Genomic DNA, 14,516 nt, shown 5'->3' on the forward strand with positions numbered 1-14,516 from the left:
TTCAGAGAACAGGAAGGTCAGCTAACCAAACAGTGCTAAGCCTATCTTTGTTCAGGGCTCTTTTCCTACTTTTGAGAACCAGTCTGTTAACTGATCGAGCCACCCCTTTTCAACAGGCGGCTTTGGGGGGTGGACAGCGTTTGTCAATCCGTTCACGTAAAGGATCAGATTCATCTGATTGAAACTCGTGCCGTGAAAAATACCGGCATGGCGGGTATTCCGATCGATAATATGAATCATCGGCGCAGACCCGTCACGCTGGCTCAATTTGGCGAATTTATCGGCAACAGTTACAGCACTGATATCCGAAGACGGCATAACAGGCCGCCAGTTCACCAGATCCCAAGAAGGAGTATCTGAAAAATCTTCGGAATGAACGGTAATGAACGTGACCATTTCCCGCATCGGGCTAATATTCAGCCTCGCCTGAGAGGACGCCAGTAGGGTTTGCTGTTCTGCACAGGCTGCACCACAATCCCTTGGCACAAAACTTAAAATAAGTATCTGATCATCAAGGTCGCTCAAATTAAAGCGACCTTGATTTTGGTTAAAAAGTTCTATCTCTGGAACCTTTCCGGTGTTTGTCACCTCAAAATATGGCTCTTTATCCGCCATCACCTCGTCAAGGTGTTCACCGGGATGATTCGCAAAAGCTGGTGAGGCCGTCAACGCCAGGATCAAAAACAACCACCGGATCATTCTGTTTCCCCCTGCGGCCCGGCGGCAGCTATGCCAAGAATGGCGACGTCAATGCTAATCTCGCCTGCGTTTTCAAAGCGCAATGTCATGGGAAACTTCTCACCTTCACGGAGTTTTTCATGCAATCCCGTCAACATGAGATGCATTGCCCCCGGCGCCAGAGTGACCGGGCGGTTGGCCGGAACATCCAGAGCCATGACATGTCGCATCCGGCGAACATCATCGACCGTGACGACATCATGTATCATCACATGGTCGGCCACAGCTGTGGTGATTTCCAGAAGGCGGTCGGTCGCAGCGCTTGTGATCGTAAGATATGCCACACCCGGACGGGATGTCAGAATCGTGGCACGTGCCCAGGCGTCAGATATTTCGACAAGGTTTCCGGCAGAAACCGGTAGTGCTGATAGCAAGGTCATGACGAGGGCGATGGCTGTTCTTTTCATATTGTACTCCCATTCATGATCGCGAGAATCCGGATTGCCATGTCTTCTGCCGGCTGATCTCCTTCACGAAAGACAGTCAGGTAACGCCCATCCGGTGCCATCAGATAAAGATGCCCGGAATGGGCCATCAAATAGCCGTCCGGTGCTGTATCGTCGTCCAACTTTTCGTAATAGACCCGAAAAGCCTCGGCGGCTGCAGCGACATCCTCCTTACTACCGGTCAATCCGATCAGCGCCGGATGAAAGGCCTCGACATATTCAGCCATGACATCAGGTGTATCGCGTACCGGATCAATTGTAATGAATATCGGTGCCACACGGTCGGCTTCGGATTCCATTCGGTCAAGCGCATCCGCCATATAGGCAAGTGTGGTCGGACAAACATCAGGGCAGTGTGTGAAACCAAAAAAGACAAGTTGCCAACGCCCCGGAAAGCTTGCTTCGGTCACACGGTTTCCCTGATGATCGGTCAAGGAAAAATCAGAGTGAATGGCGGCTTCTCCCGTCCCTTCGGCCCCCGACGACATTTGCTTGCGGTCGGAAGCCTGGAAGATATATGCGCCGCCAAAGAGCAGGGCAGCAAGAACAACCATCCCCCATAATATAGAACGGATGAAACGTAACCGGTTGAAATTATGCGATGTCATGAAACGATCCCGTAGAAAATCCCGCCCGGGTATTTGTCCCGGGCGGGTGTCATGTCACGATGTTATTTGTCGGAAGGCTTCGGCATTTGATCGGTCATTGCAGCCATCATTTCAGTACACTGCTCCATCATCGGACCCATCTGGCTCATCATCTTCATCATACCCATCATGCCCTGCATATCCCCCATGCCGGAATTGCCGTCATGCTCCATCATCGGGGATTGCATGTCCGGAGTTTGGGCTTCCTGGGCATAAAGGGCTGTTGTCGCCAGTCCCGCGACCATCATTGTGGCAATAGCGGTGAGTTTGATTGACTTACGCATCTTTAACATTCCTTTCGGTTGTGGACTCATGTCCCGACTGCGGAGTTAAAGACGCTATATTTGCGCCTGATGCAGCCGGGGACCTTCCGGCCTCATTGCCGGGAAGACTGTTTTTCGGGATTTCATCGGAGGAAGGGGCGATATCGCTGGCGCTCTTTTTCGACGAACAGGCCTTTTTGTTCATGCATAAACCCAGCGCACACATCGCTACGCACGGCAGAACGGAGAGGAGCAAAGGCGCGATGCCGGCGGCAACCAGCCAGCTCCAGTTAAATGCAAGTCCGGCGACAAGTGCGGTTCCTGCCAGCACGAGCAAACCGCGACGTCCCTTCAGGTAGTATCGAACGGCATGAACCACGTCATGTCCAAGCGAGGTATTGCCGGATTTGGTCCGTTGTATTTCAGTCATAGGGGATCCTTCCTCAATCGGTGTAGATGTGGGTTTCAAGAAATTTTATCATCTCTGCTGTCGCCCATTCGGTCGGTCCGACAAGTCGACCAAGCTCGCGGCCGTTCCTGTCAATCAGAAGCGTCGTCGGTAAACCGGGGATACCCAGAGCCGTCGTGGTTTTCATGGTTGGATCGATGAAGAAGTCCAGATTCCGGATACCGATTTCGGTATAGAAATCCTGCACGACATCCACTCCGGCCCGGTCGATCGACAAGGCAACGACTTTGAACTCCGAACTGCCGAGTTCGGCCTGCAGGGCATCCAGAGTCGGCATTTCCTCCCGGCATGGAACACACCAAGTAGCCCAGACATTCAGCAAGACGACCGTTCCCTCGAAATCACTCAATGTCATGGGTTGACCTTCGACGTTTTCGAACCCGAACTCGGGAAGAGGCCGGGGAGCATCATGCATGACAAACGAGCGCTGTTGACTCTGCCTTACATTGTCCGCTGCCTGATCGGTGACATTCTTCTCGTTGCGTAACGAAACTATGGTCAATGTGGTAACAACCACCAGTATGATGCCAGCGGCAAACCCCACTTTCAGGTTCATATGCACTAAGAGGCTCTTCATCGAGGTGCCTCCGCAGTTCCGGCACCTGAGGCCTCATTACGCAATTTTTCGACCCTTGGCAGAATGGTCTCGGCCATCACTTTTTCCGTCACCGGCCCGACATGCTTGTATGCAATGTTCCCTTTCGCATCGACAACGAAGGTCTCGGGGACGCCATAGACGCCCCAGTCGATCGCCACACGTCCATTAATATCCGCGCCGGTTCTCGTATAGGGATCACCAAGACTATCGAGCCATTCTGCAGCGTCGTCAGGTTGATCCTTATAGTTCAGGCCATGCAGTGGGACGGTGCCGTCGCGAGCCAGTTTCATAAACACGGGATGCTCTTCGCGACACGCAACACACCAGGAGGCAAAAACATTGACCAGCGACACCTCACCTCTGATATCTGTACTCGACAAACCTTGTGTTCGACCTTTTACCGGTGGAAGGTCAAATTCCGGGACCTGTCTACCCAACAGGGCAGAGGGGAGTGTGTTGGGATCAAGAGTTAATCCCTTCGCTAGGGCCACACCCAATATCAATGCTATGCCAAGCGGTAAGAAATAGATCAGCCGGTTGAACCGTTTCTGCGGGCGATGTTCTTTGGGGACTGCAATCATCTCGCCCTCCCGTCTTTAAGATTGAGATTGTGCTGGAATTCGCGTTCTTCGTCCGACCAGACACTCTTGATATAACCGAGTACCGCGATGATCTCCTCATCACTCAGCACATCCTCAAATGCAGGCATATCGCTCTCATACCCCGGCACGACAGCGCCAACCCCGAACTTGGTGATCGCAAACAGTTCCTGATCGCTATGGCGCCATGTGTGGCCACTGGCATCGTGTGGCGGCGCGGGCATCCGCCCGGTGTCAAGGCGGCGCTTCCAGTTTTTCTGCCCCTCAAGATTTGAGCCATGACACGATGCGCAAAATTCAACATAGTCATCCTTGCCCAGTGCTATCTGTTCCGGAGTGAGCGGCTTTTCGAGAAAAGTCAGATTCTCGGGCTTCGCGCTGGCATCCATCACGCCGAACAACAAAGCCATGCCGACGCCAGCCATTAATCCGGTGACCATTGATCCGGGCGATACCGCACTCATTTCCCGCCCCGAAGATATTTAAACAACGCGAGAACGCTCATGATCAGGATCGCAAGGATCAGAAGAAACACAAGACCGCCTCCTGCCATCATCAGCATCATCATCGGGCCACCCATCATCGAACCATCCATCATCTGTCCAAAACACTCATTCATTGGCGTAAACGGCAATGCCGTCCTCTCCGAACGCATAGGTTTTCAGCGTCCCGGTTTTTTCACGTGCCATGCCCGGCGCATTTGGTGGCATGCCGGGCAGCGTGATACCCGTTATATCCGGGCGTTCATCAAGCATCCGTTCAATGATCTCGGCGGGAACCAGCCCGCTTACGACATATCCGTCAATCTCGGCCAAATGGCAGCCCAGCCCTTGCTCCGGGACACCGGCGGCAACGGATCGCTTGTCGAAATCGCGATCATCGACACGGGTAACCTGATATCCATTGGTCTCAAGATATTCGCCATAGGCATCACAGCATCCGCAGTTCGGGTCCCGATAGATTGTGATCGATTTGCTTCTCTCACCAGCTACTGTCACGTTCGTTTGCGCCTCTCCTTTTCCCGGAGCAAACATTGTAAATGCAGCACTTCCGGCAACAGCCAGAATCGCAACACCTGTCACAATCACTAATTTTCTCATCTGTTTCTCCATCATCATATGTTCGCAATGGCGGTCCACGTCCTGCCACCGTCTGGGCTTTGTAAAACCCCGTCGTTATTCACAATTACGAGATCATCAGCGCGTAGCGGATGAACCGCGAGTGCTGTTGCGATAACTTCTGAACGCTTTAACCAGGTGACACCCGCATCCTGCGATTGCCAAATTCCGGATGGCAATCCGGCATAAAGTGTGGCCGGTCGCGATACCGCACTGACCAGCGCACTCACAGGTTCACCCTCAGGTAAGGGTACTTTGGGAGTTGCCTGCTTTCCGGACGCAAGAGCATCCATGGCATCGCCCGGCTGAACATCCTGCCAACGGCAGAAACAATCCGGCACACGCGTTACACCGGTATCGGTTCCGGCATATAGCCAGATCCCACCCATTCCGGTTGCCAGATCGACTGAAGACAGTGCTGTCAGATCTCGCTCGGCATTCGCTAACCATGGCCGGTCCATGACAAACACCCATGACTGACCAGCATCATCGCTCTGCCATAAGCCGTCACCGCGAATGGCGGCATATATGGTATCTGGGTTTGTCGCCGCAGTTGTGATGGCAGTGACTGCCGCTTTTGGCAGTCCTTGCCCACGTACGTCCCAACTTTTCCCGCCATCTACAGACAGAACAATCCTGCCGGTATCCAGACCACCAATAACTCGGCCCGGCCGTTCCGGATGTGTTGCAAGTGTGAGAATGGAACCTGCCGACATCTCCGGCAATGTTATCCAGTTTCGATCCCTATCGCGATACAGAAGCAATGACCCGCGTGCAATAATCAGCGCATTGCTATCAAAAGCAATTGCACTGTTTGAGCTTTCACTAACCGCGGCAAGGGTTGTTGCTGGCAACAGGTAGAGGCCAGCACATGTCACGAGACCGCGAAGCAGCGCACGTCTGGAAACAGAGCCCGCGACTATGGTATTTCTTTTCATATGCAAGTTTCTCAAGGAGTTGGAGCATCAGAACGTAATCCGAATCCCGCTCACAATGATCCTATAAGGTTTGATCTTCAGAGGCCGGGCACCAGTAAAAGCGGGACGCTCAAGGCCGGGGCGGATTGCCGCCTGCTCGTTGAGTGAAGCTGAAGCTATGCTTTGGTGCATGTCGCGACTGCGCCAAGAAATACCGACCAAAGCCGACATTTTGGCACCCGTAGATCGGAAAACATGATTTCCAACCTTGTCTGAAGAAGCTGTAAGGCCCACAACAAAAATTGCGGGCACGAAGCATGTCATGAGAAATCGCGGTGATGCCCCATGACACTGATATCCTCAAACCAAAACGGATTAAGGAGATATCAGTTCAGAGTGTTGGTTCTGGGAGGGAATGGATCGGGAGAGTTTGAGCGGCCGGTAAGGCTGCCTGTCGGCCCGAAATGCTCGACTGAGGCGAGTGCAGGTATTGCAACTTGTACAGGCGAAATTGCGATAGTTGATACCTGAGGGCACGCAATATCGCAGTCCGGCATGATGTCGCCGCTGCCAGAACAATCCTGACAATTGTCCATTGCCAATTCCGCCATCGGCATCCCGACCTCCATAACAGCAGCATTGACCGTCTGGAAACTTGTCCCGACGGCAAAAGCAGCTATCAAAAGTATGGTCAAAAACCTGATGCGATTGAGCATGGTTTACTTCTATCCCAAGGATGCGATGCTGTCTATATCGAACTACAGTAAATCCTATTGCTGCACCTCTGTGCCCATATCCAGAGACTAGGAGAATTGTTGGGTTACGCAGCATTTAATAGGATTTGATTGTGCTTCATCTATAAATTGATTGTTAGCAAGTCATACCCGCAGATTAGTGAATAACTCAGCACAACAGGTTGTTCATCTGTAGCGCATAACGTGATTTCATGGCGACGAATGCAGTAATCTATTGTTTTCACCTTGCTGATGGCTCAAGCAGCAGATGTAAATTCGTGAAATAGTCTGTCTTTGCCACAATATTGCCACTTGACGAAACCGGGGGAGCCCGATATTGCGTATGTTGCAATGCATCACTAAGGAACGTTCCGTGCGCATTCTTTCCTGCTTTCTTGCAATCGCGATAGCCATGACAGTTCTGCTGTCGGGGGTTGAGGGTGTGCAAGCAGGTTCGGGACATGGCCATGACAATCATCACGGCGTCATGATCGATGTTTCTGATAGCTCGCAACATGATCGACGTGACATGCATGCGGATCTTTGCGGTATGGCGGTTTGCGGCCCGTTCGTTAAAGAAGTAGAAGGTGTTCTGTCTTCCAGCCCAACGGTGCTTGCGGTAACATACTGGTATCAGGACCTGACTTTGACTTCCGCAGGTTTGGACGTTAGAGCCAAGCCTCCGCGTTCCTGAGATATTTCAGATTTTCCGAACATCCCTTTGCCTGGTTCAATCACTGTTCCTCGAATGAAACAGCGTTTTGCCTGAATTACAGCAGCGCAGACTGTTGTCGTGATTGAACATGGGACGAGGGCCTTCTTACTGAATATCTATTAGGAGCATATACATGCCCAACTTCAAGAATTCCCTTATGCGTCGCGTTAGCGTTTCAACCTTTATTCTTGGCGCGCTTGTCGGTCTTCAGTCACCTGCCTTTGCGGGTGCGGGTCATAGTGGCGGTCATAATGACGGTGCATCGGAAATCGGGGCACCAGGCGAGATATCTGATGTGCGGCGCACCATCAGAATCACGATGGAAGACAATTTTTACGACAAAGAGAAAATTATCGTCCGAGGTGGCGAAACAGTTCGTTTTCTGATCGAAAACAAGGGTGAATTCGTTCATGAATTCAACATTGGAACTGCAGCAATGCATGCAGATCATCAGGAAGAAATGATGATGATGATGGAACACGGAGCCCTTGAAGTAGACAAAATCAACATGGACATGATGGAAATGGACATGGGGAACGGTAAAACCATGAAGCACAACGACCCGAATAGTGTGCTTTTGGAGCCGGGTGATTCTGCAGAGGTGATCTGGACTTTCCCCAAAGATGCGGAACTTGAGTACGCATGCAACGTGCCAGGCCATTATGAAAGTGGCATGGTTGGGAAAGTACGCCTGCAGTAATCACTGCTTTTGGGGCTTGTGCCAGAGGGAAACCCTACCTATCCCCTCGGGCGCACCCGGCTCAAAGGATATCAAAAAATGAACAAGTTTCTTGGTAGTGCCCTTCTCGGTGCGCTAAGCGTTATTGCTGTGTCATCAGTAGCGAACGCAGCAACATATGACCTGTCAGTCGACTACGTAACAATCGACACAGGGGAAATGAAAACAAAAGCAATTGGCTATAACGGATCTTCGCCCGGCCCGACCTTGCGCCTGAGAGAAGGTGAAGAGGCCGTTATCAATGTGACTAATAATCTTGATGAAAGCACGTCCATTCACTGGCATGGTTTGATCCTCCCCTATCAGATGGATGGCGTACCTGAGATCAGTTTTCCGGGAATTGCTCCTGGTGAAACATTCACATATCGCATTCCAGTCTCGCAAAGCGGTACCTACTGGTTCCACAGCCATTCCGGTTTTCAGGAGCCGGACGGAGCGTATGGTTCGATCATTATCGAACCCAAAAAGCGAGAACCGTTCAAGTTCGACCGGGAGTATGTGGTTGTCCTGAAAGACAAGCACCCGCATTCCGGCGCACGTATTTTGCGCAACCTCAAAATGATGCCCGATTATTATAATCGCAACCAACGCACCCTTGGCGATTTCATCAGTGATGTCTCTGAAAATGGCTTCGGTGCGACGTTGTCGGAACGTGGTGACTGGGGCAGCATGCGCATGATGCCGACCGACATCGAAGATGTTCAGGGATTTGTCGGTCTGATCAACGGAAAGTCACCAGAGCAGAACTGGACAGGCCTGTTCAAGGCCAATGAACGTGTGCGCCTGCGCTTCATCAATGCATCTGCCATGACTTACTTCGACGTCCGCATTCCGGGACTTGAAATGACTGTTGTGCAGGCCGACGGCAACAACGTTCAACCGGTCAAGGTTGATGAATTCCGCATTTCGGTTGCAGAAACATACGACGTGATTGTTCAGCCGACAGCTGAAAAGCCGTATGCAATCATGGCCGAATCAATGGGACGCTCGGGTTATGCATTCGGATCGTTGTCGCCGCAAGAAGGGTTGAAAGCTGAAATGCCAGCCAGACGCATGGACGCTCCGTTGCTGACAATGGCGGACATGGGAATGGATCACGGTAGCATGGCCGGAATGGATCATTCTTCGATGGGCAGTGGTAACGAGAACGGTATGGCTGGAATGGACCATTCGAATATGGCCGGAATGGATCATTCTCAGATGGGAATGTCCAAAGATGATCCCTTCTATGCCGCTGGAAGTGGTTTGACACCAAAAGCAGCCAATGGCGGAAAGTTCCTCTCCTATGCCGACCTGAAGGCACAGAAGCCTTTGTACCCTGAACGGCCTGCAACGCGTGAAATTGAACTGCGCCTTACCGGAAACATGGAACGCTATACGTGGTCAATCAATGGCGTCAAATATGAAGATGCAGAACCTATCCGCTTGAAATATGGCGAACGGGTGCGCTTCAAGTTCGTCAATGAGACCATGATGTCACACCCGATGCATTTGCACGGGATGTGGTCAATCCTCGATACTGGCAACGGTAAATGGGATCCGGTTAAACACACCATCAATATCAACCCTGGCATGACCGTTTATTCGGAAACCGAAGTTGATGCACCTGGGCAATGGGCTTTCCACTGTCACCTTAGCTATCACATGGCTTCTGGCATGTTCCGAAAAGTGGTTGTAGAGGGCGGTCCAGCCGTCGCGGCACTTGAGAATGGAGTTCAATAACAATGAAAACACTAACTTTGGCCGCGATTGGTGGTGGTGTTCTTTCCACGATCCTGTCCTTCTCGTTCACTGCCAAAGCAGACAATCACATCTTTTATGGCATTCAAATGGAGCAGTTTGAATACCGCTCTGGTGACGAAGGGGAAAATCTTTTCGTTTGGGATGGTGATGCATTTGTTGGCACCGATGAACTGAAGTTACGTTGGCAAGGCGAAGGCGAGCGTGATCTCAAAAACGACCTTTACGAAAACTTCGAGAACAGACTGGTCCTGCAAACACCAATCAGCGACTTTTTCGATGCCAAAGCCGGTATTCGTCTGGATACGCCAAGCACAACAGATCGTTGGTATGGAACCGTTGGAATCATGGGGCTTGCTCCTCAATGGTTTGAAGTCGACGCTGATCTGTTTGTCAGCGAGACCGGAGACGGCAGTGCGCGGCTTGATGTTGAGTATGAAGGCTTGCTGACCAATCGTTTAATCCTCACACCTTCGCTTGAGCTGAATGCTGCGTTCTCTGACGATCGCGAGATTGAGGTCGGACGCGGGTTTTCAAGCGCAGAGATCGGACTGCGGCTTAGCTATGACCTCATCGACCGTGCCGTTGCACCGTATATCGGGGTTGCCTATGAGCGGAAACTCGGCAAAACCGCAGACTTTGCAAAAGATGACGGCGAAGATTACGAGGCAACTTACCTCGTAACCGGTCTCCGCCTTCTTTTCTAAGCATCACACGACAGGGAGGACTTTCCTCCCTGTCTGTTTTGCCGAACCTTCTCAAGGAACCTAACTACAATGATGGAAATCGTCCACGATATGGGGCATCGCTTGACGCACTACATATCAAGCGATGCACACTGGTGGGTTCATCTTGTATTCCATTTGGTGGTGTTTGGGGTGCCGGTTGCGCTAATTATTATTCTCAGCGCGACGGGATACAGGGCTTTAAGACGCCGCAGATCTGTTCTTGCGCAACAGGCTCAAAAGCCCTCGGCAAAGAGCGGAACAGCGCTCCTGCAGTACATATTCAGAGCTTCATGGAAGCGGCAGATAAAACTGGGGCTACTGGCGACGGCCTCTTTGCCGGCTCTTTACATGAGCCTCGAGCTTCCGAAGTTGATCATCAACAACGCCATTGAGTCAGGACATTTTCCAGTTACCTATTTAGGAATGGAGTTCTCTCAAACGATGGCTTTACTTACTCTCTGTCTGCTTTTTTTATTGGCGATTGGCGTGCATGGCTGGCTGAAATATCAGGTTAATTTGCAATCCGGTGCGCTGGCAGAACACATGTCACGCCGCCTACGGCTTGATATTTCAAAATTCAGCTTTCGAAAGCCATCCCCCAAAGGAGGGGAATTGATTCCGGTTATTGTGCAGGAGGTAGAGCCCGTAGCTGGATATGCTGCAGAGTCGATTGTGCTGCCTTTGTTACAAGGCGGTACATTCCTGACGATTCTGACTTTCATGCTCGTGCAAGATTTGGTTTTGGGCATCGCCGCAACCGCACTGTTGCCGCTTCAGATTTTTGTCATCCCCAGATTCCAGAAGAAAATTAATGCTTTGTCTCGAACGCGGCTGAAGGAAGTCAGAGTTCTCGGCGAGAAGATAGGGAACATCTCAAACGATAACCAGCCAGGTGCCCGGGATATTTACGGGTCATACAAGCGACTTCACGACCTTCGTCTCTCTATCCACAAGAACAAGTTCGTCATGAAGTCTTTAAACAATTTCATATCACAGATGACGCCCTTCTTCTTTTACACAATTGGAGGGTATCTGGTGATAAAAGGCGATCTCACGCTCGGGGCTCTAATCGCAGTATTAACTGCATACAAAGACATGGGCGCTCCGCTAAAAGAGCTCTTTCGCTACTATCAGGCGCAAGCCGATGCTCACGTCAGATACTCCGAAATCAAACCTTACATCTCAAAGGAAATCAACAGTACGGACAACCGGCTTGCAGATGTAACGGTTCTGTCTGAAGTCGGTTAAAAAAAACGTCCCCTTAATTGAGGTAGGTCAACGTAACTCGATATTTAAGGGCATAAGTGTTACGTTACTGCCCAAAGGAAGTTTGATCAATGAATGCACAGCAAGCACTAATACGCGCCGTACTGATCCTGCTCGTCGGGATTAGCGCTATAATGCTTGCTCCCCATATTGCAGTCGCGTCGACTGGATCTTTTCCTGCGCATTCTGCAGAACTCAATGGTTTTGACGTTGAACACCAGCATGACCTGGCTTCGTGCTGCCCTCAGGTTTCTTGTCACTCCACATCAGCGGTCCTTACCGAGATTATCCTACCGGTTTCCGAGTTTTCTCCTGTACAGAACGGGATAGAAGAAGTGTCCCTTCAGCCGGTATCTCGGTCATGGATTTTCCAGCCTCCCATATCCTGATCCTCCCGAACAAATAGCGAATAACTGTTCTGGGTTCTGCACCTGCCGATGGCATGCGTACAGATCGAGCCTTGGTGTTCTGCACCATGCTGCTTTCAGACGGAACAGTCATACCTAAAGGTATTTATGGGATGGCGAAGAGAAATGGAAAATATTCTCAGTTGGTTGCTTTGGGGAGCCTTCATCATATTGATGATGCGCTTTGGTTGCGGTGCTCACATGTTTGGGCACAAAAAGCACACCCACAATAAGAAACAAGCGGACGGTCAGGCTGAGGCAATCCGATGGGAGCACCCTCAGTCCGCCGTTGACCCGGTTTGTCATAAAACTGTCGATCCGCGCATCGCCAAAACAGCCATTTATGGCGGTGAAGTATTCTACTTCTGTTCAGACACCTGTCGTTCGAAATTTGAAGTGTCGCCAGATACCTATGTCGATGGCAGCGCAATTAGCCGACAAACTCACGTATCGCCAAGCTAGTTCAGCGAAATCAATAGGCGGCAGCAACAGGACCAGGGTTGACTAGTTCCCTTGGTCTCACGTGTCTTCGAATATTTGATACATACGCATAAAACAAAGGCCCGAAGAAAATGAAAAAACAAATCAATTGGCCAAAGTATTTGGTTATCGGTTTTTTCGCAGTAGGGATCATCGCCATGACCCTGAATTCGTTTCTGCCCGGGAAAGATGACATCAAAGATCTTGAACTGACCGATAGCGGAATTGCGCTCCCCAGTTTCAGCAAGGAAGCCATGGTAGGAAACCAGCTTTTCGATATGAACTGTGTTGCTTGTCACGGAGGCAATGCAACAGGCACAGAGCAAGGCCCGCCGCTGATGCACAGAATCTACAATCCGGGACATCATTCAGATCGCGCATTCTATCTAGCTGTTCAAAACGGGGCAAAACAACATCACTGGCCCTTTGGCGATATGCCAGCCCAACCTCAGGTAAGTTCGGAACAGGTATCGCGGATCATTCGTTATATACGCGAGCTGCAGGAAGCAAACGGCATTATGTACCAACAACATCAAATGTGAGGCAGGGATGGATCATCAATCAGAATACAAGAAAAACAGTATCTCGCTCGTTGGCGCGATATCCATGGGCACCGGTGTTATGATCGGGGCAGGAATTTTTGCTTTAACGGGACAAATTGCCGAACTTGCAGGAAAGTGGTTCCCGTTGTCGTTCCTATTTGGCGCACTTGTCACTGCTTTTAGCGCATATACATATATAAAGATGTCAAATGCTTTCCCGTCCGCGGGTGGGATCGGAATGATCCTTCAAAAAGCATACGGGTCAGGAGCCATAGCAGGTGGCGCAGCATTACTGATGGCCTTTTCGATGGTTATCAACGAGAGTTTGGTGGCAAGAACATTCGGAACCTATGTCTTGCGCGCATTTGACTTGACAGAGCTTGAAGTTCTTATACCGGTCTTGGGTGTCTGCCTGATCATTTTTGCATACGCTGTCAACAGAGCTGGGAACAAATCGGTTGGTGTGTTTTCAATGGTCATGGCCACACTGAAGATCGGTGGAATTGCTTTGTTTGCAATTGCAGCTCTGTGGGCTGGTGGATATTCGTTCGAGCCGTCATCAACTGACGGCGCGAGTTTTCCTCTAGCCGGTTTTGTAGCATCAATTGCTCTTTCAATTCTAGCCTTCAAAGGATTCACTACGATCACGAATAGCGGCGCTGAAATCGTGAACCCTCACAAGAATGTTGGCCGTGCGATCACGTTCTCAATCCTGATTTGCGTTGTCGTATATATTCTCGTGGCGCTCGCTGTTGGCTCAAGTCTTGGCTTGGATGAACTGATAAAAGCCAAAGACTATGCCCTTGCCGAAGCCGCAGCGCCTGCATTGGGCCCTACCGGATTTTATCTGACTGTGCTGCTCGCAGTCGTTGCGACGGCCTCCGGTTTACTTGCAAGCGTGTTTGCTGTCTCAAGAATGCTCGCGATGCTGACTGATATGGAGATGATCCCACACAGTCATTTTGGAATGTCCGGTTCAATCAAAGACCACACGCTTGTTTACACGGTTGTCGTGGCAGCGCTGTTGACAATCTTTTTTGATTTAAGCCGGATCGCTTCACTTGGAGTGTTTTTCTATCTCGTCATGGATGTGCTCATCCACTGGGGATGTTTTAAGTATCTACGGCAGGAAATAGGTGCACGCGGCTTTGTTATGATTACAGCGATTGTCTTTGACATCATCGTATTGCTCGTTTTCGCCGGCATGAAATTGCAAAGCGACCCATCCATTGTTCTCATTGCAACCTTGATGATTGTTGCTGTGTTCATTTTTGAACGTTGGTTCCTGTCAAACCGGATAAACCAATCGGCCAAGGCGCACAGTCACGATCACTCAGGACATTGATAAACCGCAGTGACATTGAGGCATA

20 protein-coding genes are annotated in these 14,516 nt (G+C 50.6%); 8 read left to right on the forward strand and 12 right to left on the reverse strand.

What is annotated here, in order from left to right; translation table 11 throughout:
• Window positions 1–51: 51 nt before the first annotated feature.
• The 12 genes from TH468_RS19635 to TH468_RS19690 form a co-directional block, all read right to left on the reverse strand.
• The gene (locus TH468_RS19635) at window positions 52–699 is read right to left on the reverse strand and encodes a hypothetical protein (protein WP_062956572.1); all 648 of its coding nucleotides are present in this window, start codon (window positions 697–699) and stop codon (window positions 52–54) included.
• Window positions 696–1,145, reverse strand: coding sequence for a copper chaperone PCu(A)C (locus tag TH468_RS19640; protein ID WP_062956573.1), 450 nt, complete (start codon window positions 1,143–1,145; stop codon window positions 696–698). The genes TH468_RS19635 and TH468_RS19640 overlap by 4 nt, the downstream gene beginning before the upstream one ends.
• Window positions 1,142–1,792, reverse strand: a complete 651-nt coding sequence (locus TH468_RS19645) for an SCO family protein (protein WP_063093931.1) — start codon at window positions 1,790–1,792, stop codon at window positions 1,142–1,144. The genes TH468_RS19640 and TH468_RS19645 overlap by 4 nt, the downstream gene beginning before the upstream one ends.
• A gap of 62 nt (window positions 1,793–1,854) precedes the next feature.
• Window positions 1,855–2,115, reverse strand: coding sequence for a hypothetical protein (locus TH468_RS19650; RefSeq protein WP_063093933.1), 261 nt, complete (start codon window positions 2,113–2,115; stop codon window positions 1,855–1,857).
• Window positions 2,108–2,524, reverse strand: a complete 417-nt coding sequence (locus tag TH468_RS21865) for a hypothetical protein (RefSeq protein WP_197464517.1) — start codon at window positions 2,522–2,524, stop codon at window positions 2,108–2,110. The genes TH468_RS19650 and TH468_RS21865 overlap by 8 nt, the downstream gene beginning before the upstream one ends.
• A gap of 13 nt (window positions 2,525–2,537) precedes the next feature.
• The gene (locus tag TH468_RS19660; protein ID WP_223305185.1) at window positions 2,538–3,140 is read right to left on the reverse strand and encodes a TlpA disulfide reductase family protein; all 603 of its coding nucleotides are present in this window, start codon (window positions 3,138–3,140) and stop codon (window positions 2,538–2,540) included.
• Window positions 3,137–3,742 (reverse strand): DsbE family thiol:disulfide interchange protein, encoded by a 606-nt coding sequence (locus tag TH468_RS19665; RefSeq protein WP_063093935.1) that lies wholly within the window; start codon window positions 3,740–3,742, stop codon window positions 3,137–3,139. Before TH468_RS19665 ends, TH468_RS19660 begins: the two co-directional genes overlap by 4 nt.
• A complete protein-coding gene (locus TH468_RS19670) occupies window positions 3,739–4,224 on the reverse strand; it encodes a cytochrome c (protein ID WP_063089329.1) in 486 nt (161 codons plus the stop codon). The genes TH468_RS19665 and TH468_RS19670 overlap by 4 nt, the downstream gene beginning before the upstream one ends.
• A complete protein-coding gene (locus tag TH468_RS21790; RefSeq protein ID WP_022733241.1) occupies window positions 4,221–4,379 on the reverse strand; it encodes a hypothetical protein in 159 nt (52 codons plus the stop codon). Before TH468_RS21790 ends, TH468_RS19670 begins: the two co-directional genes overlap by 4 nt.
• Window positions 4,372–4,860, reverse strand: coding sequence for a DUF411 domain-containing protein (locus TH468_RS19675; protein ID WP_196871077.1), 489 nt, complete (start codon window positions 4,858–4,860; stop codon window positions 4,372–4,374). Before TH468_RS19675 ends, TH468_RS21790 begins: the two co-directional genes overlap by 8 nt.
• A 14-nt stretch (window positions 4,861–4,874) precedes the next feature.
• Entirely contained in the window at window positions 4,875–5,816 is a 942-nt protein-coding gene (locus tag TH468_RS19680; protein ID WP_196871078.1) for a hypothetical protein, read from the reverse strand.
• A 365-nt stretch (window positions 5,817–6,181) separates the two neighbouring features.
• Window positions 6,182–6,511: a hypothetical protein gene (locus tag TH468_RS19690; protein WP_063089330.1), complete on the reverse strand. Its 330-nt coding sequence runs from the start codon at window positions 6,509–6,511 to the stop codon at window positions 6,182–6,184.
• 355 nt (window positions 6,512–6,866) lie between these two features.
• Between TH468_RS19690 and TH468_RS19695 the strand changes: the two genes are divergently transcribed.
• The 8 genes from TH468_RS19695 (at window position 6,867) to TH468_RS19730 (ending at window position 14,491) form a co-directional block, all read left to right on the forward strand.
• Window positions 6,867–7,223, forward strand: a complete 357-nt coding sequence (locus TH468_RS19695) for a hypothetical protein (RefSeq protein WP_139834769.1) — start codon at window positions 6,867–6,869, stop codon at window positions 7,221–7,223.
• Between the two features lie 154 nt (window positions 7,224–7,377).
• A complete protein-coding gene (locus TH468_RS19700) occupies window positions 7,378–7,944 on the forward strand; it encodes a plastocyanin/azurin family copper-binding protein (protein ID WP_082822664.1) in 567 nt (188 codons plus the stop codon).
• A 78-nt stretch (window positions 7,945–8,022) separates the two neighbouring features.
• A complete protein-coding gene (locus TH468_RS19705; protein WP_063093942.1) occupies window positions 8,023–9,705 on the forward strand; it encodes a copper resistance system multicopper oxidase in 1,683 nt (560 codons plus the stop codon).
• A 2-nt stretch (window positions 9,706–9,707) separates the two neighbouring features.
• Window positions 9,708–10,430, forward strand: a complete 723-nt coding sequence (locus TH468_RS19710) for a copper resistance protein B (RefSeq protein ID WP_063093944.1) — start codon at window positions 9,708–9,710, stop codon at window positions 10,428–10,430.
• Between the two features lie 69 nt (window positions 10,431–10,499).
• Window positions 10,500–11,699, forward strand: coding sequence for an ABC transporter ATP-binding protein (locus TH468_RS19715; RefSeq protein ID WP_063093946.1), 1,200 nt, complete (start codon window positions 10,500–10,502; stop codon window positions 11,697–11,699).
• Between the two features lie 551 nt (window positions 11,700–12,250).
• Entirely contained in the window at window positions 12,251–12,586 is a 336-nt protein-coding gene (locus TH468_RS19720) for a YHS domain-containing protein (RefSeq protein ID WP_064781637.1), read from the forward strand.
• Window positions 12,587–12,696: 110 nt separating this feature from the next.
• Window positions 12,697–13,146: a cytochrome c gene (locus tag TH468_RS19725; RefSeq protein ID WP_063093950.1), complete on the forward strand. Its 450-nt coding sequence runs from the start codon at window positions 12,697–12,699 to the stop codon at window positions 13,144–13,146.
• A gap of 7 nt (window positions 13,147–13,153) precedes the next feature.
• Window positions 13,154–14,491 (forward strand): APC family permease, encoded by a 1,338-nt coding sequence (locus TH468_RS19730; protein ID WP_063093952.1) that lies wholly within the window; start codon window positions 13,154–13,156, stop codon window positions 14,489–14,491.
• The last annotated feature ends 25 nt before the right edge of the window (window positions 14,492–14,516 follow it).

This window comes from Thalassospira sp. MCCC 1A03138 (assembly GCF_002115785.1).
In the GTDB taxonomy this organism is placed as follows: domain Bacteria; phylum Pseudomonadota; class Alphaproteobacteria; order Rhodospirillales; family Thalassospiraceae; genus Thalassospira.